General features: G+C 34.1%; 19 protein-coding genes and 1 pseudogene. 16 read left to right on the top strand and 4 right to left on the bottom strand.

Translation table 11 applies throughout. The features are described from left to right. Positions 1–101: 101 nt before the first annotated feature. From NHG49_RS17700 to NHG49_RS17670, 8 genes and pseudogenes are all read left to right on the top strand, one after another. On the top strand, positions 102–1229 hold the full coding sequence (locus NHG49_RS17700; protein ID WP_098095217.1) for a serine hydrolase domain-containing protein: 1128 nt from the start codon (positions 102–104) through the stop codon (positions 1227–1229). Positions 1230–1467: 238 nt separating this feature from the next. Next, positions 1468–2625, top strand: coding sequence for an agmatine deiminase family protein (locus tag NHG49_RS17695; protein ID WP_149173490.1), 1158 nt, complete (start codon positions 1468–1470; stop codon positions 2623–2625). Between the two features lie 359 nt (positions 2626–2984). Continuing rightward, positions 2985–3962 carry an agmatine deiminase family protein gene (locus tag NHG49_RS17690; protein WP_103655099.1) on the top strand — a complete coding sequence of 326 codons (978 nt, stop codon included), beginning with the start codon at positions 2985–2987 and terminating at the stop codon, positions 3960–3962. 38 nt (positions 3963–4000) lie between these two features. After that, positions 4001–4759 (top strand): MerR family transcriptional regulator, encoded by a 759-nt coding sequence (locus NHG49_RS17685; protein WP_103655100.1) that lies wholly within the window; start codon positions 4001–4003, stop codon positions 4757–4759. 633 nt (positions 4760–5392) lie between these two features. Next, positions 5393–6523 carry an RNA-guided endonuclease InsQ/TnpB family protein gene (locus NHG49_RS17680; protein WP_103655101.1) on the top strand — a complete coding sequence of 377 codons (1131 nt, stop codon included), beginning with the start codon at positions 5393–5395 and terminating at the stop codon, positions 6521–6523. A gap of 129 nt (positions 6524–6652) precedes the next feature. Beyond that, positions 6653–6736 (top strand): annotated as a pseudogene (locus tag NHG49_RS31470) (MerR family transcriptional regulator); the annotation flags it as partial. Positions 6737–6817: 81 nt separating this feature from the next. After that, on the top strand, positions 6818–8560 hold the full coding sequence (locus NHG49_RS17675) for an amidohydrolase (RefSeq protein WP_088047102.1): 1743 nt from the start codon (positions 6818–6820) through the stop codon (positions 8558–8560). A gap of 107 nt (positions 8561–8667) precedes the next feature. Further along, positions 8668–9705, top strand: a complete 1038-nt coding sequence (locus NHG49_RS17670) for an agmatine deiminase family protein (RefSeq protein ID WP_149173704.1) — start codon at positions 8668–8670, stop codon at positions 9703–9705. Between the two features lie 48 nt (positions 9706–9753). Here NHG49_RS17670 and pepF read toward each other — a convergent pair whose 3' ends face one another. Both pepF and NHG49_RS17660 read right to left on the bottom strand, forming a co-directional pair. Beyond that, positions 9754–11541 carry an oligoendopeptidase F gene (pepF, locus tag NHG49_RS17665; protein ID WP_149173705.1) on the bottom strand — a complete coding sequence of 596 codons (1788 nt, stop codon included), beginning with the start codon at positions 11539–11541 and terminating at the stop codon, positions 9754–9756. A 117-nt stretch (positions 11542–11658) separates the two neighbouring features. Beyond that, positions 11659–12450 (bottom strand): arylamine N-acetyltransferase family protein, encoded by a 792-nt coding sequence (locus tag NHG49_RS17660; RefSeq protein ID WP_064475961.1) that lies wholly within the window; start codon positions 12448–12450, stop codon positions 11659–11661. 216 nt (positions 12451–12666) lie between these two features. On the opposite strand from NHG49_RS17660, the gene amyS reads away from it, so the two are divergent. Next, a complete protein-coding gene (gene amyS / locus NHG49_RS17655; protein ID WP_098111738.1) occupies positions 12667–14208 on the top strand; it encodes an alpha-amylase in 1542 nt (513 codons plus the stop codon). Between the two features lie 94 nt (positions 14209–14302). On the opposite strand, the gene betA is transcribed toward amyS, so the two are convergent. Continuing rightward, positions 14303–14932 carry a collagen-like exosporium glycoprotein BetA gene (betA, locus tag NHG49_RS31465; RefSeq protein ID WP_098111737.1) on the bottom strand — a complete coding sequence of 210 codons (630 nt, stop codon included), beginning with the start codon at positions 14930–14932 and terminating at the stop codon, positions 14303–14305. A gap of 378 nt (positions 14933–15310) precedes the next feature. Between betA and NHG49_RS17640 the strand changes: the two genes are divergently transcribed. The 6 genes from NHG49_RS17640 (at position 15311) to NHG49_RS17615 (ending at position 21149) form a co-directional block, all read left to right on the top strand. After that, positions 15311–16030, top strand: a complete 720-nt coding sequence (locus NHG49_RS17640; protein ID WP_078183024.1) for a hypothetical protein — start codon at positions 15311–15313, stop codon at positions 16028–16030. Between the two features lie 453 nt (positions 16031–16483). After that, positions 16484–18385, top strand: a complete 1902-nt coding sequence (locus NHG49_RS17635) for an endonuclease MutS2 (RefSeq protein ID WP_078183025.1) — start codon at positions 16484–16486, stop codon at positions 18383–18385. A 6-nt stretch (positions 18386–18391) separates the two neighbouring features. Further along, complete coding sequence (locus NHG49_RS17630; RefSeq protein ID WP_098103397.1) at positions 18392–18916, top strand: GNAT family N-acetyltransferase; 525 nt, start codon at positions 18392–18394, stop codon at positions 18914–18916. 160 nt (positions 18917–19076) lie between these two features. Beyond that, positions 19077–19787, top strand: a complete 711-nt coding sequence (locus NHG49_RS17625) for a histidine phosphatase family protein (RefSeq protein ID WP_064475955.1) — start codon at positions 19077–19079, stop codon at positions 19785–19787. Between the two features lie 248 nt (positions 19788–20035). Then, positions 20036–20728, top strand: coding sequence for a hypothetical protein (locus NHG49_RS17620; RefSeq protein ID WP_078183028.1), 693 nt, complete (start codon positions 20036–20038; stop codon positions 20726–20728). Between the two features lie 163 nt (positions 20729–20891). Next, positions 20892–21149: a hypothetical protein gene (locus tag NHG49_RS17615; RefSeq protein WP_078183029.1), complete on the top strand. Its 258-nt coding sequence runs from the start codon at positions 20892–20894 to the stop codon at positions 21147–21149. 112 nt (positions 21150–21261) lie between these two features. Here the strand turns inward: NHG49_RS17615 and NHG49_RS17610 are convergent, their stop codons facing one another. Continuing rightward, positions 21262–22227, bottom strand: coding sequence for a quinone oxidoreductase family protein (locus tag NHG49_RS17610; RefSeq protein WP_078183030.1), 966 nt, complete (start codon positions 22225–22227; stop codon positions 21262–21264). 123 nt (positions 22228–22350) lie between these two features. On the opposite strand from NHG49_RS17610, the gene NHG49_RS17605 reads away from it, so the two are divergent. Then, positions 22351–23244, top strand: a complete 894-nt coding sequence (locus NHG49_RS17605; protein WP_064475953.1) for a LysR family transcriptional regulator — start codon at positions 22351–22353, stop codon at positions 23242–23244. Positions 23245–23316 lie beyond the last annotated feature (72 nt).

Below are 23316 nucleotides of genomic sequence, written 5' to 3'. Positions count from 1 at the left end.
TGAATAACAGATAGATAATATTATAAAATATTTGAAAATTAAAAGATATAGAATAGAATGGATGCATGTTAAGTGAAACTAGATAAAAGAGGGTTCCTATTATGTTAAAGAAATGGTTAATCGTTTTCTTTATTTTTGCTATTTTTTGTGGGAGTGTCGTTACACTAATACATGCAAATAAAGGTAAGAAATATGATATAAAGGCATTTTCTAATGTAAATAGTAAGAAAAAGGGCGATATGCAAGAAGTTGATGCGAATGAGAAAAAGCGCTATGAAGTTGCAGCTGGAAAACTAGATCAATATTTAAAAGATAAAGGATTTAATGGGAGTGTTCTTGTAGCTAGTAAAGATCATGTAATTTTACGAAAAGGTTATGGATATGCGAATGTGAAAGATAAAGTAGTAACAACGCCAAGAACGAAATATCGCATTGGTTCTATTACGAAAACAGTCGTTGCAATATCTATTATGCAGCTAAAAGAAAAAGGGAAATTAAATATTGAAGACAATGTAAATAAGTATATTCCATCATTTCCGGCAGATAAAAACATTACGTTACGAAATTTGTTAACACATACGTCTGGGTTGCCAGATCAGGGACAAGGTAGGGTTGATGCGGCGTCACGATTAAAGTTAGTAACGTGGATTGGTGCACAAAAATTGCAATTTCCTGCAGGGACTGGGTGGAAATATACAGATTATAATTATATGGTGCTTGCGTATATTGTAGAAAAGATATCGAATAAACCGCTCGCTGAATATGTGAAAGAAAATATTTTTACGCCTGTTGAAATGCATGAATCTGGAATGGGTGCAACTCTCCCTGAAGATATTTTTTTAGCAGAAGGTTATACGAAAAAAGAAAACGAGTTAATAGCTGCGCCTCGGTTAAAAATGAATTGGCTGTATGGGTGTGGTGAAATGTATACGACTGTTGAAGATATGAAAAGATTAGATGAGGCTATTATGGATGGAAAGTTGATTTCTAAACAAAGTGTATCAGATATGTTTACTGCATCATCTGTAAGAAAATATGGATTTAGTTTCTATACTAATCCAGATTATTATCATAATCATGGTGTATTAGCTGGTTGGAATACATTTAATAATTTTAATCGGGATAAACGAACGTTTGTAATATTATTCTCTAACGTACAAAATGGTATGAATGATACGTTTAATCAGGAGTTTAGGAAAATGGCGAATGATTTAATAGAAGGAAAATAATAATTTTAAAAGTCGGTATTGATATGTAATTATCAATACCGACTTTTTTTATTTAGTCATGTTCTATTTGCTGACTAAGTAGGTGAGAAAGGTGGTTGATATTTGAATAAATCTATATAGGTAGTTAAATGATATGAATGTAAAGGATAATTGGTAATTTTTACGTTGCAGAAAAAGCTTGAGCTTCACACTATGTGAAACTTTACAGTATTGGAGATAGGAACAGGAGGTTGAAAAAATGAAAAAAGTAGTAAAGTTTTGTTTAATAAGTGTATTATCCACAACGATTATTAGTGGTTGTTCTTTTGAAGGTGGTAAAGAAAATGTAAAAGGCAAAGAGAATGGAAAAGTAGAGGTACAGAAAAAAGTTGGGAAATATACGATGCTAGATGAAAAAGATAAACATGAAGGTACATGGCTGCAATGGCCTCATGAATACACATATGGTGAAGAGTATAAGCAGGAAGTTGAACCGATTTGGGTTAAGATGGCAAGCTCTTTAACTGAAGGTGAAAAAGTCCACATTGTTGCATACGATGAGGAGGAGAAAGAGCGAATTAATAAGCTTTTAATAGATAAAGGACTGAATATGGATAAAGTTGATTTCTTTATCGCCCCTACTGATGATGTATGGGCAAGAGATAGTGGACCAATTTTTGTTTATGACAATAATAAAAATCTTAAAATATTAGATCCAGCATTTAATGGTTGGGGGAAGAAAACTCCTTATAAAAATGATGCTCGTATTCGTGAGAATGTTAGTAAACAATTAGGGATCGAAAGAATTGATTGGGGGAAATTTGTCCTTGAAGGCGGCGCAATTGAATTAGACAGCAACGGTACAGCATTATTAACCCGGAGTGCTGTAACGAATAAAAATAGAAATCCAGATTTATCAGAAAAGGAAATTGAAAAATATATAAGTGACCTTGGGGTAACAAACTTTATTTGGTTAGACGGGGTGCCTAATTTAGATATTACTGACTTTCATATTGATGGTTTTGCTAAATTCCATGGTAAATCTACGATTGTAACGATGAAAGAAGATGACCTAGCCGAATGGGGTTTGTCAAACAAAGATATGGATACGTTGTTAGATGCAAAAAATGCGTCAGGAAAGAAATATAAGTATGAATACTTACCGCTTAGTAAAGATAAAGTTGCTTTAGAAAATGGAAAAGTTCTCGATTATAAAGGATCGTATATCAATTATTATATTGGTAATACTGTGGTGTTGGTGCCTAATTATAATGATCCGAATGATAAAATCGCAAACGATACGATTCAGAAGTTATACCCAGATCGTAAAGTAGTTGGTATTGATGTGAGAGAGCTGTATAAAAATGGTGGCATGATTCATTGTGTTACACAGCAACAACCGATTCAATTGAAATAATCGATTGAAATTCAGCAACCTTCCGACAAAATAGGTACATTGTTACCTTTATCTATTTTGTCATGTTTTATTTTTCGCAAAAAGGAGCAAGGGCATTGAAAGGAATAATATTAACTAGTTTCATAATGATAGGGCTGATGATTCTATTATTCAATTTCATACTTTCCTATTTAAAATACTGTCAAGAGTCAATTTTTCGCTCAACCACGGCTATATATTTTTTATATAAATATATAATATTTCTCCGTGCTATAATCCATTCATGAAATGTGCACGTTTCGAAAATTGTTATGAAAAGAGAAATAGTTGGCATAGTGAAATTAGTTATTTAACCATTATTAAAAAGCGAGGTAAATATTATGGAACAAAAACATAATGGAATTATTTTTACTGCAATACCAGATAAATCAAATGAGTATTATCGACCATTTTATGAAGACCTGATTTATTTTAATGAATACTTAAATGAAAATAAAGCATGTACTGATCAACTTGTTTCTTTATCTGTTGAAGAGCAAGGCTTTCATACAAGCTTTTTTGAGTATGATGATATTTGGTTAAGGGATGTTGCGCCAGTTGTAATAAATCATTTAGTTAAATTTAAATATCAACCAAATTACTTACCGAAAGATCAATGGCGATATTTAGATCAACAATTTAATAAATGGTTGAAAAAGAACGACTTTGAATATGTGAAGTCTCCATTGATATTAGACGGTGGAAATCTTATTTGGAATAAAAAAGATACTGTTATATTAACGGAACGCATATTTGATGATAATGATGATTGGACGGAAGAAGAAATTATAGAGCAACTGGAATGGGATTTGGATGTGAGCCGCGTTATTATTATTCCTGCTGAAGAAGGGGACGTACTTGCGCATGCAGACGGAATGGTTAAATTTATTGATGAACATACGATGTTTATTAGTGATTTTTTAGGAGATCATGAATTTAGATATAATGTTCAAGAGGTTATTCAAGAGCAAATGCCAGAAGCTGAATTTATAGTTGTTCCATCATCATATACAGAAAAGGGACAATATGATCAAGAAATAGCATCGGCAAAAGGGTTGTATATAAATATGTTAGAAACATGTGATACGATTTACGTTCCTAAGTTTGGATTAGCTAAAGATCGGGAAGTGTTACGATATATTCAAAAGCATACGGAGAAACAAGCTATTCAAATTCATGTAGGAGAAATATCGACAATGGGAGGCGCAATAAATTGTTTAACGTGGTATTGTCCTCATCATTTGTTACCTTCAAAAATGAAAAGATTGAACAATCAGAATGAAGATTTTTCAGTTAGGAAGATTTTTGATTGGTTTTAAAATAAGCGTATAAGAAAATGTATTCAAGGGGTAAGTATATGTATACAATTACTGAATTTTCGCGGATTTGTAAAATGAGTACACGGATGCTAAGGCATTATGACAAAGAGGATATATTAAAACCAGCATATGTGAACCCGGAAAATGGGTATAGATATTATGAGCAAGGGCAGTTAGAAATAGCGTTGAAAATAAAAAAGTTAAGGGAGTATAAGTTCCCTCTACCGAAAATTAAAATCATTCTGCAGTCGTCAGATCAAGATTCATTTATTAAACATATGCAAGCACAAATTATAGAGTTATCTCATGAAGTAAAACAAAATTTACAGGTTATTTCAGAAATGAATGAAATGGTAAATATGAATCATGCTTTAAATACTGCTTGTCATAGAAATTACGATATATTTATTGGAATGAGAAATGAAATAACAGTAATTGCTCAAAGACTGCAAATAAATATAGATGATATGGATGATTATTTTTATGACTTATATGAAAAAGTACAAAAGCATAACTTACAAATAGTTGGTTCGCCCTCTACGGTCTTTTATGATGAAGAGTATATTCCAAATGAAAGTGATGTTGAATTAAGGATTCCGGTCATGCATGGGAACAATAAAGATATAGTACAAAAATATGAAATAAAAAAATTAAATCCACATCAAATCGTTACTACTATGCATTATGGAAGTTATGACTATATAGGCTACGCTTATATTGCGTTAGAAAAATGGATTGAAAGAAATGGTTATGTAATAGATGGTTCACCATATGAGGTCTACGTAAAGGGTAACTAACTGTTACGATTTATTTAACCAATTATAACGAAAGTTAATTAAATATATCAGTAAGCCCTGCTAGTCAAGTGATTGGCTAGTAGTGAGGGTTAACTGCGGGCAATCCCTAAAGCTGATTGAACTACAACGTGGCTAGAAATGGCGAGCGTGAATGTCGCGAAAGCAGAAAAAATCAATCAGATGGTGCAAGGTTAAATCCTAAACATTAGAACAATGGGTCTTCCGCCTCGAATCATCTAAGTCAAAATGGATAAGATGAACGTTCAACGACTATCTCGTATAACTGACGAGAGTACACCACAAGCCTATGGTGGTGGAAAAATCCTCTATCTCTAAAGAGATAAACATATAGTCTGCGCTCATGTGAAAACATGAGAAGTTCATAAGAGAACTGGCTAAGGAATTGCGCCCTTAGTTGAACGAGATACATTTAATTAAATCTATCAAACCTCATTGAACCTATCGAACGTATGTGCTACGATAGATTTAATGAGGTAAGAATAATAATGAAATTTTACGAGTTAGTCAAGTATCGGAATTAACAGGTTTACATCCGAGTAGTCTCAGGAAAATGCTGGTGGAACACGCTACTATTCAGAAGAACAAATCTTTCATTAAAGGAGTTAAATTCTGATGATATTGGCGAAGAAAGTCAGACTGATTCCAACGCCTGAACAAGAAAAAGTGCTTAGAAACCATGCTGGTGCTGCAAGATTCGCTTATAACTATTGTAAAAGAATGAGTGATAGATACTATAAGCTATTTGGAAAATCTGTTTCACAGTTAGCTTTACAGAAACGATTTACAAAGATCAAGAAGCGAAAGAGATATGAGTGGTTAAATGACATTAACGCACAAGTTCCCAAACAGGCTTCAAAAGATTTTGATACGGCGAGAAAAAATTCGTTCAAAAAGTATAAAAATGGTTATCACACTTCTTATAAATCCAAAAAAGATTTAATCCAAGGATTTTATGCCAATTATGAAAGGCTGATTATAGGAAAGAAAGTAGTTCATATTCAGTCTATTGGAGAAGTGAAAACAAGCCAACAACTACCAAGAAATAAAAAACCATCCAATCCAAGAGTTACATTTGATGGTCGTCACTGGTGGATTAGTGTGGGGTTTCAAGAAGACTTTGAATTACAAGAACTAACCAATGAGTCGATTGGTGTGGATGTTGGTTTAAAAGAGCTGTTTGTAGCTTCTAATGGTATGAAAGAACGAAATATAAACAAAGATGCCAAGGTTAAAAAACTTTTGAAAAGGAAAAAGTCAGCACAAAGAGATATGTCTAGGAGATTTAAAAAAGGTGTAAAAATTCAATCTGCCGGATATGAAAAAGCTAAAACTGAGCACCTGCGGTTATCTAGGAAAATTACGAATATCCGAAATAACCATATCCATCAAGCAACAGCTAAATTGGTGAAAACCAAGCCAATGAGGATTGTTGTGGAAGACTTACCTATCTCAAACCTGTTAAAAAACAAAAAACTATCGAAAGCATTTTCATTTCAAAAATTAAACTTCTTCTTTCAATGTTTGTCATACAAGTGCGAGAAGTATGGCATTGAGTATGTAAAAGCTGATAAATGGTTCGCCTCAAGCAAGATTTGTTCATGTTGCGGAGTAAAATACGACCATTCAGTTCAACCAGAAGGACAGTGGAGTTTAAAAATACGTGAGTGGTGTTGTGTTGGGTGCAATAGCCATCACGATAGGGATGTAAATGCGTCGATAAATTTATCAAGATGGGTAAAATAAATGCTTGATAATAGGAGGTAACGATACTGCCTCGTGTGGAGTGTTATACCCCTCGTCCCTTCGGGGTTGCGAGAACACGATGAAGCACTAACTTGTGTAAATTGGATTGAATTGTATAGATTTAGTTAAGTTTATCGTATCGGACCTGAATGTGATTGTTTAGTAGAGGAATATGTGACACAAATTTGTTTTATAGTGATGAAAATAGACTGAGAATAAGGATTGACATTAACATTATGTCAATCCTTATTCTATTTATGTAAGTAATTCATCATAATAAAAAGGAGAAAGAATATGAAAAGAACAATCATGATTATTTGTCTGATTCTAAGTGTGACATGGGTTTCAGCGTGTACTCCTGGAGTAGGAGAAGGTGAGAATGGTAGCTTCGTTCTACCTAATCAGTTGCCTAAAAATGTAGTGTTTAAAAATGGTACAATCTATACTTCAAATGGAAAGCAAGACATTGTAGAGGCTGTAGCCGTTAAAGAAGGGAAAATTACTTTTGTTGGTTCAAACAAGGATGTAGAAGGATTTATAAATGAAGATACGAAAGTGGTGGATTTACAAGGGCGTTTTATTCTTCCTGGTTTTGTGGATAACCATAATCATATTTTTGAAGCAAAATCACCAGCAGCAGGGAATTGTAGTGTTTCACCGGATGCTGCGCTGCAAGAACAACGATCGTATTTAAAAGCTTGTAAAAAAGATGTGAAAGATGGTGAATGGATAAGTGGAACAGGATTTAGTTTGGAAGAGCTGTTAAAAGATATGGACGAAAAATCAGAACAACAAACGCCATTACAAGTTCTTGATGAGTTATTTCCTAATAACCCTGTATTAATTATGGAAAGAACTTCGCATTCTGTATGGGTTAACTCAAAAGCATTGGAAATAGCGGGAATAAATAAAGAGACGAAAGATCCGCAAGGCGGAAGAATCATCCGGGATCCAGAAACAGGAGAACCATTCGGGCTTCTGTATGATACAGCAGGGGATATCGTAATGGAAAAAGCATGGAATTCTCAGCCTAAACTCTTTGAAAAAAATTATGAAGGTTTGTTAGATGGTTTAGATGAGGTTGCGAAGAATGGTATTACTACAGTCGGCGATGGACGTCTTTATTGGAAACGAGGCTGGTTAGACGTTTGGAATAAAGTTAATGATGAGAAAAAGTTAACGTCGCGAGTAGTACTTCGTCCGTGGGTATATCCAAATTTAAATGAAGCAGAACAAATGGAGTATTTCAAAAAAATTAAGCGTGATGATGTATCATCTAGAATGCTTATTAATCAAGTGAAAATGTATAGTGATGGAATTAGCATTAACAGCACAGCTAAAATACTAGAAAAATATAAATTTGAATGGTTTAAAGGAACCCCGTACGGTTTGAACTATATTCCAGAAGAAAAGATGAAGTGGTGGTTGACGGAACTTAATAAAATTGGTTACGGTGCACTCATTCACGCGATTGGAGATGGCGGGGTAAGAGAGAGTTTAAATGCAATTGAAGCAGCGAAAAAAGAAGGGGCGAATCAGCCTTATACGCTTACGCATGTTGAAATGGTAGAAGATAGTGATATAAATCGTTTTGCTAAGTTAGGTATTAGTGCTGATTTCCAAGTAGGCCATGATTTTGCAGAAGATCCTAAACAAAGCTGGGCAAGTGCGTATTTTTCAGATCAACAGATGAAACGAATTATGCCGTTAGGACACATTTGGAAAACAGGAGCGAACGTATCGCTTAGTAGTGATTGGGATGTAAATGAACTAAATCCACTTGTGACGATTTCGAATGCACTAAGTATTGAAGAGAAAGGCTTATCTGATGTATACGCAGCTATTGATGCATATACAATTAAGCCCGCCAAAGCATTAGGTCTTGATACTATTACTGGTTCAATTGAAGTAGGTAAATCAGCCGATATGGTATTACTAAATGAAGATATTACTAAAATGAGTGCCGATAAGATTCCGAATGCGAAAGTTTTAGTGACGGTTTTACAAGGAGAAGTAGTGTATCACAAAGAGAAATAGAGAGACACCTTATAAAGTAGTTACAAGTAAATGAATATATATCTGTTGACCTTAACACGATGTCAAAGTTTAGACTGAACTTACATTCAAAGAAGGGGTGAACACGTATGATAAAAAATTTATTTTATATGCCTGCTGAGTGGGAGAAACATGAGGGGACATGGCTCCAATGGCCTCATGATAAAGCTCATAGAGGTGAAGGTTACAGAGCTAAGCTAGATGATATTTGGGTAACGATGGCAAAGGAGCTTCATTACGGAGAAATTGTGCATATTGTTGTATATGATGAGGAAGAAAAAGTACATGTCCAATCGAAGTTAATGGAAGCGAAAGTGGATATGGATAAAATTGATTTCTTAGTTCAAGAGACGGATGATGTGTGGATAAGAGATAATGGACCGATCTTTGTAAAAGATAAGGAAGGCAATCTCTGCTTAACACACTGGGTTTTTAATGGTTGGGGAGATAAATATCCGTATGAAAATGATGCTGTTATTCCGGCAAAAATAAGTAAGATGTATAGTATTCCAAAAGTTAAATCTAGTGTCTGTCTAGAAGGTGGAGGAATAGAGATAAACGGAAATGGAACCTTAATGGCGGCAAAAACTTCTATTATAAATGAAAATCGAAACCCTACACTAAGTCAGGAAGAGATTGAAATGGAGTTAACGAAGTATTTGGGGGTAACGAATTTTATATGGATAACTGGTATTCGCGGTGAGGATAATTATGATGAAGATACGGATTACCATATTGATGGCGCAGCACGTTTTGTAAATGAAAATACAATTCTTTATGAATATGATCCTTTCGGGGAGAGTGAATCCTACCTTTTGGAGGCGTACGAAAAGCATTATCAAGAATTGCGAAAAGCAAGAAATATAGATGGAAAACCATTTCAGCTTATACCAGTAACGGTGACAAGAAAAGCTGTAAAAGAAGCAGATTGTAAGGGCTCATATTTAAACTTTTATATTGGAAATGAGGTTGTATTGGTTCCTATATATGGCGATGAGCATGACAAGTTAGCGCTTCAAATTATTGAAGGGCAGTTTCCGGGAAGAAGAATTATCGGCATTTATGTAAATGAGCTGTTTGCGTATGGTGGCATGATTCACTGTGTGACGCAGCAACATTTAGCATAAAGTAACCGAAATGAAAAAAGCATGCAGAGTATATACTCTGCATGCTTTTTATAATGCTGAAAACTCTTCAACAAGTGAGCTAAAACGATTTAGTGCACTTTCAATCGGTTCTGGCGTAGTTAAATCAACTCCAGCTTTTTTCAGTAAGTTTAATGGATAGTCAGAACTTCCGCCTTTAAGGAATTCAATATAATGTTTTTGAGCATTTGGATCGCCGCTCAATAACTTATCAGCAATTTGGATTGCAGAAGCGAATCCAGTTGCATATTTGTACACGTAAAATGGACGATAGAAATGCGGTATTCTAGCCCAGCCGTATTTTACTTCTTCGTCAAATACGAGGGAGTCGCCATTATACTCTCTAAACAAGTTTTCATAAACTTCGCTAAAGACTTGGGCATTTAATGGTTTACCTTGCTGTGCCATTTCATGTGTGATTTTTTCAAACTCTGCGAACATGATTTGTGTAAAGAAAGTGCCTTTAAATTTATCGATGAAATGGTTTACTAAATGATTACGTACATCAGCATCTTTTGCTTCTTTTAATAAATGATGAATTAATAGCACTTCATTTACTGTAGAAGCGACTTCTGCGACAAAAATAGTATAGTGTGCAGAAATTCTTGGTTGGTATCCGTGTGAGTAATGTGTATGCATGCCGTGACCACATTCATGAGTAAGAGTGAAAAGGCTATTTAAATCATCGTGATGATTTAAAAGGATGAAAGGATGAACACCGTATACACCAAAGTTATAAGCACCGGAACGTTTTCCTGGCGTTTCTCTCACGTCGATATAACGTTTATCTTTAAAGCTTTTTAATGTTTCAATATATTCTTCACCTAATGGAGCTAGTGATTCGATCATGATGTCAAACGCTTTGTCATATGGAATGTCTTGTTTTACACCCGCTACTAAGTCAACGCCCAAGTCGTATTGACGTAGTTCATCTACATTTAATTTTGTTTTTCGAAGTTCATTATAAGTATGTAGTGATTGAATGTTTTTTTTCGTCGTCTCAATTAAATTTTCATATACTTCTTTCGGAACCATGTCGCCAAATAATGACTTTTCTAAAGCTGATGGATAGTTTCTTAGCTTTGAAACAGTAACATTATTTTTAATAGCAGCAGATAAAGTAGAAGCGATAGAATTTTTTAATTGAACGTATGGTTTGTAATAAGCTTTATAGGCTTCTTTACGTTTCTCACGATTTTCATCTTCTATTAACTTTGCATACATTCCGCGCGTTAAAGTAACTTTTTCTCCATCATTAGTAGTCACTTCACCAAATAGTATATCTGCATTATTTAACATGCCATATGTATGCTGCGGGGAGGAGAGTGCTTCACCCATTTGTGATAAAATCTCTTCTTGGTCCTTATTCAATACGTGTTTTTTATAACGGTATAATTCAAATAAATCTTCTTTATAGTATTGTAAGCCTTCTGCTTCTTCTATGTAAGAATGTAATGTGTTTTCATCTATGCTAAGTAAGAATGGGGAAAAGAAAGATTTAGCCGCACTTACTTTCACGTGTAATTGTGATACTTTATCGACAAGAGATTGGGCGTCAGTATCGCGTGTATCAAGGTCAGATTGTAATCGTGCATAAGCGAACATTAAAGATATTATGCTAGAAATTTCTTCACTCTTTGTTAAATAAGCTAATAAACTATTGCCATCGTGAATATTTCCATTAAACTCATGTAAATCTTTCGTTAATACTTCAATTTTATGAAAATCGCTTTCCCAATCTTCAATTGTATGGTAAATATCCGTTAAATCCCATTTTTCTTTATCATCTACTTGTAGTCGATCTTTAAGTTCAGTCATAATCATTTCCTTTCTAAATATGTAGTTATATTCCTATATAACTATGAAATACAACAAATTGCAAAAAATCCCTGCTGGAAAATGAAAAGCCTTGCTAAAATGGCAAGGCTTAAAAAATTATAATGTAATTCCGAATTTTGAATGTAAAAGATTTTTATATTGTACATCTGTAACGTTTTCTTTCGTTTTTTTACCGTTTTTCGCTATTGTCAGACTATCCTTTGTTAAAGATGCATGCCCATCTTCAGTTAGTTTTACAATAAGAGGTACTTTGTTAAATGGTGAGCCCTCATGTTCAACGATAATTTCTTGTGCTGCATTTGCTTTTTCTTCATCCACTTCTTCTATATAAAATGCGTAGCCTAACGTCCAATCATCAGCAGAAGATTGATCCAAAAACTCATTATTTTTACGCATCTCTAACATGTAGTTTCCTTTTTCGGTCATTTCTTTACGAATACGATAATCTCCTGTAACGGAGTGAATGACTTCACCTGAGAAAGGGACAGGTGCAAGAGGTAAGTATGATCCGAATCCTACTTCAATTAAATAAAGTTCATTATGATGTGTTAAAACGGTTGCGATATGGCCAGAATCAACAGCCCATATAGAATTTGCAGCATTGTACACTGTTCCTGAAACGAGATGAACATCAAATCCAGCGTCTTTAAGGAAGTAATACATAGTAGGATTGAGTTCATAACAAAGACCGCCACGGTTGTTTACTAAAATTTTTTCTTTTAGATTTTCTTTTGATATTTCTGTAAAGTTGTTTTCGAGAATATTTAAGTTTTCAAAAGGGACAGTTTGTGCCATCGCGTACATAATGTTAGGTAAATCTTCGAATGAAATTTTGTGTATTTCTTCTATATGTAATCTTGCAAAAAAATGTTTTTGAAAGTCCGTCATAGAAATCCCTCCGTTATGCTTTTATAGATAAATTGTAAACAATCTTGAATAAGATGTGAAATAAAAACTACGTTGAAGTATTTGTTGAATATTTGAAGTTAGATTAAAAAATAATGTGGGAGAGTGAGAGATTACTACTTTACTAATCGTAGAACGAATATTATAATAATTCCGATAAACTATGCAAACGTTTTCTTTGAAGGGGATGGTGTAAATATGTTGAAAAAAATAACAGTAGTCGGCTTGTCGGTTGTTTTGTTTTTACCTAGTATACATGGGGGAAGTAAAGTGTATGCAGATACGGTTAACAATGGAACGTTAATGCAGTATTTTGAGTGGTATGCTCCGAATGATGGTAATCATTGGAATCGCTTGCATTCAAATGCTGAAAATTTAGCTCAAAAAGGAATTACATCTGTTTGGATACCACCTGCATATAAAGGAACTACGCAAAATGATGTAGGATATGGAGCGTATGATCTATATGATTTAGGGGAATTCAATCAAAAAGGAACGGTGCGGACGAAATATGGGACAAAAGCACAGTTGAAATCTGCAATTGAAGCTTTACATAAGCAAAACATCGATGTATACGGCGATGTAGTTATGAATCATAAAGGTGGAGCAGATTATACTGAAAATGTAACGGCTGTTGAGGTAGACCGTAACAATCGAAATGTTGAGGTATCAGGTGATTATGAAATTAATGCATGGACGGGGTTTAACTTTCCTGGGCGCGGAGATGCTTATTCTAATTTCAAATGGAAATGGTATCATTTTGACGGAACGGATTGGGATGAAGGAAGGAAATTAAATCGAATTTATAAATTTAGGGGTATAGGTAAAGCGTGGGACTGGGAGGTGTCTAGCGAGAATGGAAATTATGATTATTTAATGTATGCAGATCTTGATTTTGATCATCCAGATGTTGCGAATGAGATGAAAAATTGGGGGACGTGGTATGCGAATGAATTAAATTTAGATGGCTTTCGTTTAGATGCTGTTAAGCATATTGATCATGAATATTTACGCGATTGGGTAAATCATGTCAGACAGCAAACAGGAAAAGAAATGTTTACTGTGGCTGAATATTGGCAAAATGATATCCAAACTTTAAATAATTATTTAGCGAAAGTCAATTATAATCAATCTGTATTTGATGCACCACTGCATTACAATTTTCATTATGCTTCAAAAGGAAATGGGAATTATGATATGAGAAATATTTTAAATGGAACAGTAATGCAAAATCACCCTGCACTTGCAGTTACTCTCGTTGAGAATCATGATTCTCAGCCTGGACAGTCATTGGAATCTGTAGTAAGTCCGTGGTTTAAACCGTTGGCATATGCATTTATTTTAACTCGTGCAGAGGGGTATCCTTCAGTTTTCTATGGTGATTACTATGGGACAAACGGAAATAGTAGTTATGAAATTCCAGCGTTAAAAAATAAAATTGATCCGATTTTGACGGCACGAAAAAACTTTGCATATGGTACGCAGCGTGATTATTTAGACCATCCAGATGTAATTGGCTGGACAAGAGAAGGGGATGATGTACATGCGGATTCCGGTTTAGCGACATTAATCTCAGATGGACCAGGAGGATCAAAGTGGATGGAAGTTGGAAAGGATAACGCAGGGGAAGTATGGTACGATATGACGGGTAATCAAAAAAATACTGTAACAATTAATAAGGACGGATGGGGGCAGTTCCATGTAAGTGGAGGATCAGTTTCCATATATGTTCAGCAGTGAATTGGTGATAGAAAAGAAGAGGTAGACTGAAATATAAGTCTTCCTCTTCTTTTTATATTGTTATCATACCTAGATTTTTATTTTAATAAATGAATTAATCGACTTTTAAAACAACAAGAGATGCATTGGAATAAATAATATCACCAGTAGCTTCTCTTATTCGTACCCGAAGAACATCTCCTTGGTTTAAAGGTAATAAATCAGTTCTGGCGGATGTAGCTCTTACCCCAGAACCACCACCAACTCGTGTTTCAATTGCGAATTGAATAGAATCGTTTATTGTAAGATTTAATATACTAGACGAAATAGCTTGTATCGCAAATACGATTGAAAAGGATACAGAGTATACACCAGTGGTATTAATGGTAATGGAGTTGTCTACTGGATTTAGAGTAGTTTCACTAACAGGTCCTGGAACGGTAAAATTAACATTTGTATTAACTACTGCTGAAAAACCGATACCTATTTCAGAAGTTATTGTTCCAAATACGGGGAGTATCCCGAAACCGGTTGCTCCAGTGGGACCAGTTATTCCAATTCCGGTAGATCCTGTAACCCCAGTAGGACCAGTTATTCCAATTCCAGTAAAACCTGTCGCACCGGTAGGTCCTGTCATTCCAGTAGGTCCGGTTGGGAATGTAAATGGTGGAATTGGTGGTAGTGTGGGGCCAATTAAATTGGGTTCAAGAGTAGGTCCGTGTAAAATGATGTATTGTTCGCTCATATAGTAACCTCCTATGATTGCTTGTCATAATTATTAAATGTATTAGAGAAAGTAAATGACATTCGCAATAGCGGAGGTGCTTATTTAATTTTTTCGCAGCGAAATTAAAGTTAGTACTTTAAAGTTCGATACAATAAAAAACTGTATTGTGATTGCTATAGAACTAAATATTAGTATGTTTTTAACGTGATTTTAATAGTTTTTATATTAGTTTTACGATAAAATAAATATAGTGTAAAATTACACTATAAGTGTAAAGTGATAATAAAAGGGTGTTTTAACACTTGTGGTTATGAGAAGAAGTTCTTTATATAAATCGTAATTTAAAATCCATAAGGACATTTCTGTATAGGCAGTAGTAGCAAAAGGAGAGGCAATATGAAAAGAACAATAATGAAATATAGCATAATGCTTAGTTTATTACTATTAACATCATGTGATATATCGGATGAAGAAATTGAACGAAAAGCACAAAGTTATACAAAATCGGAGCATGGTATTACTGTAAAACTAGATCGAATTGAAATACCCGAACAAGGTAAGGATTTTTTAGGACCAGATATACGAATAGCTTATGTACAGCAAGTAGATGAACCATATTTACAATTTCAAATGTATTTCGATGGACGAACCTCTCCAAAGGTAAATAATGATAACTATAAAATAAAAAAAGAAGCGAATGATTTACGAGAAAGATTCAATACATATTATGAAGAAAAAGGAAATGATACTATACTTACTTTCGAGCAAATGCAAACAGGGGATACCGTTTTCGGTAAGAATGAAGAGAAAAAAATAGCGAAGAAACATCCGAAGCATTATGTTACGGCAGTTTTCAAAAGTAATATCTTTTTGGACGTAAACAACCGTGCACATATGGAAACGTTAGCGGAGCTTGCGAGAAGTATTCAGGAATTTAATAAAACGATTGAAAATAGTAAGAGTAGTGTGGATGATATTACAATTCAGTTGCCAAATGCTAATAAGGAAATATTACAACATATTGCAGTAGATTATATAGTAACGGTTGAAGATGCGAAAAAGACCCTTGAGAAAAAGGTTGATTATATGAAAGCTTTACAATCTGCAAGGGAATAGTTTGACACCTTTACTTCTCACAAAACATATAGTATGATGATTTCAATAAATTAGATTTCAATGACTATAATATAAATTAATGAGAGGTGCTTTTTGTGAGTGCGGTAGGTACTAAATAGGAAAAATTTAATGAAATAAATCGGATAAGACCAGGGGATTTTTATGTACATCATACCCCTAATTTTGTCATGGATTTATTTCGAAACCTATGAAGATACCTACAATACTTTATAAAGCGTGTAATAAGGGGATTGCCATCTGTTTTTTATGGCTTATTTCCTCATATATTATTACACTTGCCTTGTAAATGTAAAAGCTGCGGTATCCCCGCAGCTTTTTTGTATACGTTTTTAATGTATAAAAATGGTAATTGAATAATGTAGGGCTCATTGGAATCTAATGAGTAGGTATCTTCATTTATGATATAAATCAATCATAGTGAGGAGAAACAAAATGAATACGATGACTTTTGAAAAGTTACAATATAACGAATTAAAGGATATAGTGAAATCTTATTGTGTAAGTGGATTAGGTAAAGAATTATTAAATAAATTAGAACCGAGTACGAGTATAAAAGTAGTGAGGAATCGCTTGAATGAAACGACAGAAGCACGAGCTATAGTAGATGCAGAAGGGCATGTTCCTTTCTTTGGCATTTCAAATATTGCTAGTACAATTCAAAAATTAGAAAAAGGGATGATTTTAGACCCTGAAGAGTTAGTAAGTGTTTCAGACTTTTTACGCGGCTGTAGAAAGATTAAAAAATTTATGTTAGATAAAGAATTTTTTGCGCCAGTATTAGCTTCTTATGCAAATTCAATGACTGAATTTAAAAGTATTGAAGAGGAAATTAACTTTTCCATTAAAGGCAATAGTATTGATGCAGCTGCGAGTAAAGAGTTAAAACGAATTCGAAATAACATAGATTCAGTAGATGGGAAAATAAAAGAACGTTTAACGAAGTTTTTAAATAGTAGTGCAAATAAGAAGTATATTCAAGAGTTCTTTATTAGTAAGAAGGATGATCGGTATACGATTCCAATTAAATCTTCTTATAAAAATCAAGTTGCGGGAAGTATAGTTGAAGCGTCCGCTAAAGGCTCTACTGTATTTATAGAACCACACACGGTTACAAAGTTAAATGCGGAACTCGCTAGTTTGAAAGCAGAAGAAGCGATGGAAGAGTATCAAATTTTAGCGACTTTATCAGGAATGGTAGTAGAAAGTATTTATCATATAAAAATTAATATGGAATTGATTAGCCAATATGATATGGTGTTTGCGAAAGCGAAATTTAGTAAATCAATTGATGGAATAGAGCCGAAGTTAAATGATCATGGCTACATTCATTTAGTAAATTGTAAGCATCCGCTTTTAAGTGGAAAAGTAGTACCGTTACACTTTGAAATTGGTCAAAACTACCGTAGTTTAATTATTACAGGACCAAATGCGGGCGGGAAAACAATTGTATTAAAAACAATCGGATTGTTAACTTTAGCGACAATGTCAGGCTTGCATATTGCTGGAGATAAAGAAACAGAAATTGCGATTTTCGAAAATGTATTTGTAGACATTGGTGATAATCAAAGTATCGAAAATGCACTAAGTACATTTTCATCTCATATGAAAAATCTATCTGAAATTATGAGGATGTCAAATAATAATACGCTACTATTATTTGATGAGATAGGAAGCGGGACTGAACCGAATGAAGGGGCAGCACTTGCAATTTCTATTTTAGAGGAGTTTTATCTTGCAGGATGTATTACAGTTGCGAGTACGCATTACGGTGAAATTAAGCGCTTCTCAGAAATGCACGATGATTTTATGAATGCAGCAATGCAATTCAATAGTGAAACACTAGAGCCACTTTATAAATTAGTAATTGGAAAATCAGGTGAAAGTAATGCACTTTGGATTGCGAATAAAATGAACGTAAGAGAACATGTACTGAAAAGAGCGAAAGAGTACATGGAAAATAAAGAATATTGTTTTGAAAAACTGAATGAAAGCAAAATTAGAAAACCGAAATTTGTGCAAGAAAAAAGAGGAAATCATTACGAGTACAAAATCGGCGATCGTGTAAATTTATTAGATTATGATGATTTTGGTATCATCTATAAGGAAATAGATAATTTCTATAACGTCGTTGTATATTATAACGGTGAATTTGTTGAAGTGAATGTAAAACGTATTACGTTAGAGGTAGCGGCGAAGGAATTATACCCAGAGGGATATGATTTAAATACACTATTTGTCGATTATAAAGAAAGAAAAATACAGCATGATATAGAGCGCGGATCGAAAAAAGCGCTTCGTAAAATTCAAAAAGAAATAAGAAAGAATAGAGGATAATATAGAATGGTAACGATTAGACAAGAACAAAAAAACGATTATAGAAAAACAGAAGAAGGTGTACAACAAGCATTTTTACATGAAGAATTTAGTGATAAAAAAGAGCATGAACTTGTAAAACGTATTAGAGAATGTGACGCATTTATTCCAGAGTTATCAATCGTTGCAGTAGATGAGGAAATAGTCGGTCACATTCTGTTATCCAAAATTACGATAGAACAGGATGGAACTTCTGTAGAATCATTAGCGCTTGCACCTGTATCAGTTGCTAGGGACCATCAGAAAAAAGGAATCGGCGGGAAGCTTATTGTAGCTGCGTTAGAAAAAGCGAAAGAACTTGGATATGGATCAGTTGTAGTGTTAGGGCATCCAGAATACTATCCGAAATTTGGTTTTAAGAAAGCAAGAGAGTGGAATATAAAAGCACCATTTGAAGTGCCAGATGAAGTGTTTATGGTGATTGAGCTAAGTGAGAACGCTCTGCAAGGTGTAGAAGGAGTCGTTCAGTATTCGAGTGCTTTTGCTGAGTAGGAATATCAGTTGAAAAATGTAATCATAAAAGATGCTATCTTTTTGTAGAGATATACAGAAAGATAGCTTTTTTTATTTAGCAAATTCACTTACGTATATTTTGCTCAATGAATAATTAAGGTGGTAAAATTGATATAGAAATGTAAAGGGAGAGAATAGAATGAAGAATCGAGAAACAGATAGCAATGAGAATGTAGTTACGTTATATGTTACAAGACACGGAAAAACAATATTAAATACGAATCATCGCGCGCAAGGTTGGGCAGACTCCCCGTTAGTAGAAAAAGGTGTTGAAGTTGCCTCTAATTTAGGAACAGGATTAAAAGATGTTCATTTTACGAATGCGTATAGTAGTGATAGCGGCCGAGCGATTGAAACTGCTAATTTAGTATTAAAATATAGTGAGCAATCAAAGTTAAAACTTGAGAAAAGAAAAAAATTACGAGAATTAAATTTTGGTATTTTTGAAGGTGAAAAACTTGAAAATATGTGGGATGTGGTTGGAAAAGCTGCAGGCGTTGCATCACCAGAAGAACTTATGAAGTTTTCTATTCAAGAAGTGATTAATCTTATTAGAGCAGCAGACCCTACGAAACAGGCGGAAGATTGGGAATTATTTTCTACTCGTATAAAAGAAGAGATTGATAAAATTAGTGAAGAAGCTGCTGCAAATGGTGGCGGTAATGTTTTAGTTGTCGTTCATGGGCTCTTGATTACTACCTTAATCGAAATGTTAGACAGTAGCAAAACAAAACTTGGAGTAGAAAATGCTAGTGTGACCCAGGTTGTATATAAAGACGGAACATACACAGTCGAGTCTGTTGGAGATATGAGTTACGTTGCAAAAGGGAAAGAAAGTGTGGAAATATAAAAATAAGAAAAGGAAGGTAGAGAAATCTAGCTTCCTTTTTATTTTTAAATATATCATTTATTAACTATAATCGGAATATTCTGTTGAAAAGAACTGTGAAAATTATTGTAATGGTATAATTAGGGAGTAGGAACAACAAATTAGTTTGTAGTGTATTGGAGGGACATTAGTCTAGCTTTACATTTCATCTCATCTCGGAATCTAAAATAAGTATACGAGAAATAAAACAAAGTAAGGAATGTGTGAATATGGATCGAATATATTTTGTGGACAACCCGTGGCCTAATGGTCATCGAATTGTTAATTTTAAGTGGAGTGCACATTTTAAATATGCTGAGGAAGAAGAGTTAAATGGTATGGCTGGTTTGTATTTTGATTTGCATTTAGAGACCGCGGATTATGATGAGGAAGATTTGGATGAAGAAGATGAAGAGAATGAGGAAGAAGATGATTGGCAGGCTAAGATTGTATGGAACAACTTCCATAGATGCACTTTGTCATCAGAAGAATGGGATTTTAAAGGGTTTCGTGTAGGCAGTGATGAGGCGCCTTTTAATTTGGATACGCTAAATGGGAAGAGATTTGCAATTGATTGTTTATCGGAAGATGAGCAGCAGGACTTAGATTTAGAGTTAACTGCATTTGACGTTTATTTACTTGGACATGATGCGTCAGCCTTTCATAATATTAAGTTTACTAGATTAGAAGGGCAGACATATCAAATTGAATGGAAAGGGAAATTGGCACTAGCGTATATTGGTGATTATGAATTTAAATATGATTTTCATACACTAATTACCTCAACATCATTTAGTGGAATTAATATTCCTAATGAAATATCTGATTATGAGGCGTATGTTTTGCTAAAAAGATTTGTTAGTAATCCAGTATTGTTTGAATTGCAACATGATAAAGGGGATAGACGATTTGTATTGAAATAAAAATATATTATTGCATTTATGAAATGTATGAGTAAAAGGCTACCGTATTCGACATAGTTAATAACTTTGGTGTCGGAAAATTAAAAGAAAATGATACATAGTATGTGATTTATGTTCAGTTCTAAGAAGAAAAGAATATTAACAATTATATGGAGAAGTGATTATGTTGATTAAATTCGTTCATTTGTTATTTGGAAAACCGTGTGAAAAAGGTGATTCGTTCCAAACTAAGTTTCCACGTTTTATTTATTGGAGTGCAGTTGTATTTTATTTTTTTGGAATGCTATTATTTTTGGTTTTTTCTTTTATTGATACTGTATTTATTGGATCGTTGATATTTGGAGGTTTGTTTTTTCCTTTAATATTTAGATTTGTTTATTATATAAACTTAAAAATGAGGGGCCTAGAAAGAGAAGCATAGACAGAAAAAATATAAATAACTGGGTAATTGAAAAGAAGCGAAATCGAACATAAATAACGTTAAAAAAGGAAGTGAAGAAATATATTCTAGCTTCCTTTTTTTATTAGTACGATTATGGAATTAATAAAATCTTCCCTGTACTTTTTCGGCTCTCTAATAATTCATGAGCACGGGCACCGTCTCGTAAAGAGAATGTAGTAGGACTTGTGATTTTTACTTTTTCGGTCGCAATCCATTCGAATAATTGAGAGGAGCGTTCTTTTCTCTCTTCATAAGATGTAAGCACGTTCCAAAGGTCTCCGCCAGTTAAAGTTTTCGAAGTATCCATAAGCATACGCGGATCAACGGGCGCAGGATTACCACCAGCCATTCCGTAAAATACGACAGTACCACCAGTTTTAGTTGCGCTAAAACTTTCCTCTAATGTAGAACCTACTGATTCATATACAACATTTACTCCATCACCGTTTGTTGTTTCAAGTACTTTCGCAGGCCATGCTTCAGTATATAAAAATACGTGATCAGCACCAGCTAACGTAGCTATCTGTGCTTTTTCTTTTGATGAAGTTAGGCCGATTACTTTTCCGCCTAGTAGTTTAATTATTTGAATAAGAAGTTGCCCAACACCACCAGCTGCGGCATGTACTAAAGCTATATCACCTTGTTTTATTTCATAGCTATCTTTCGTTAAGTAATGTGCTGTTAGACCTTGCAATAAGACAGAAGCGGCTGTTTCAAAAGAGATAGAATCTGGAAGCTTAATTGCTTTCTCCGATGGAACAGCAACTAGGTCTGCATTTGCAAATGGGACATCAGCAAATGCAATACGGTCTCCAGGATTAATATTCGTAACGTCAGCTCCTACTTTTTCAACAACGCCAGCTCCTTCATAACCTAATACATATGGTGGGTTGCCAGCGAGATGATAATCACCGCGGCGTCTATAAATATCAGCGAAATTTAAACCGATTGCTTTCGTGCGGACAAGAATTTCATTTGGATTTATGATTGGATCATGTATTTCTTTATATTGTAGTACATCCGGATTTCCGAACTGTTCGAAACAAAGTGCTTTCATATGGAATCCCTCCATTTTTATTGTTTGTCGATGCTCTTTATCATACAATACAAATATCAATAGACAAAGAGGATTATTTCGATGAAATCAATCGGGAATATCGATTGAAAAGAGGGACGATAAATGGAGATAAAACAATTAATTACATTTAAAGTAGCAGCGGACACTTTGAATTTTACGCAAACTGCGAAGAAATTAAACTTTGCTCAATCGAGTGTAACGGCGCAAATTAAAACGTTAGAAGCAGAGTTAGGTACGCCGTTATTTGAAAGATTAGGAAAACGTCTTTTTTTAACTGAAGCAGGCAGAAAGTTTCAACTATATGCCGACAAGATGATTGCACTCAGTAACGAAGCAAAAATGGCTGTGAAAGATGATGAGGAAATAGCAGGTACGTTAATAATCGGTGCGCAAGAAAGCCAATGTACATATAGACTTCCTTCTATATTAAAGAGGTTTAAAGCACAATTTCCTCAAATAAAGCTTATATTTAAACCAGCACATTCCAATAAAGATGCGAGGGAACAATTGATGGAGGGAAAAGTCGATCTTGCCTTTATTTTGGACGAATGTAAAACAGAAGATGCTTTACATGTGGAGCCGCTTATGAAAGAAGAATTAAAAGTAGTAGCTGCTTCAGGGCATTATTTACTCGAGCAAACTTCCGTTTCTACAAAAGATTTAGAGAAGGAAACACTTTTGTTAACAGAACTCGGTTGCTCGTATAGAACTTTATTTGAAGAGCTATTTCGTACAGAAGATGTGTATCCAGCAAATAAAATTGAGTTCGTTAGTGTCGAGGCAATTAAACAATGTGTTATTGCAGATTTAGGTATAGCAGTTTTACCCGCGATAGTAGTAGAAAAAGATATACGAGAGGGAACGATAAAAGAGTTACATTTAGAAAATGCAATTTCACCGATTTATACACAAATTGCTTGGCATAAAGATAAATGGATGACAGCGCCACTGCAGCAATTTATTGATGTGACGAGGGAGTTTTTTACAACAGATTAAGTGGAGAAATATTTATTTTATATAAAAGAAAAAATGGCAATTTTGTATAAAGAACCGATGCTTGCATGTAAC

Origin of the sequence: Bacillus sp. IBL03825, from assembly GCF_024712505.1 — a bacterium.
Classification (GTDB): domain Bacteria; phylum Bacillota; class Bacilli; order Bacillales; family Bacillaceae_G; genus Bacillus_A; species Bacillus_A wiedmannii.
Note: the sequence above shows the minus strand (reverse complement) of the source record. Positions and strands in the feature narration are given on the sequence as shown.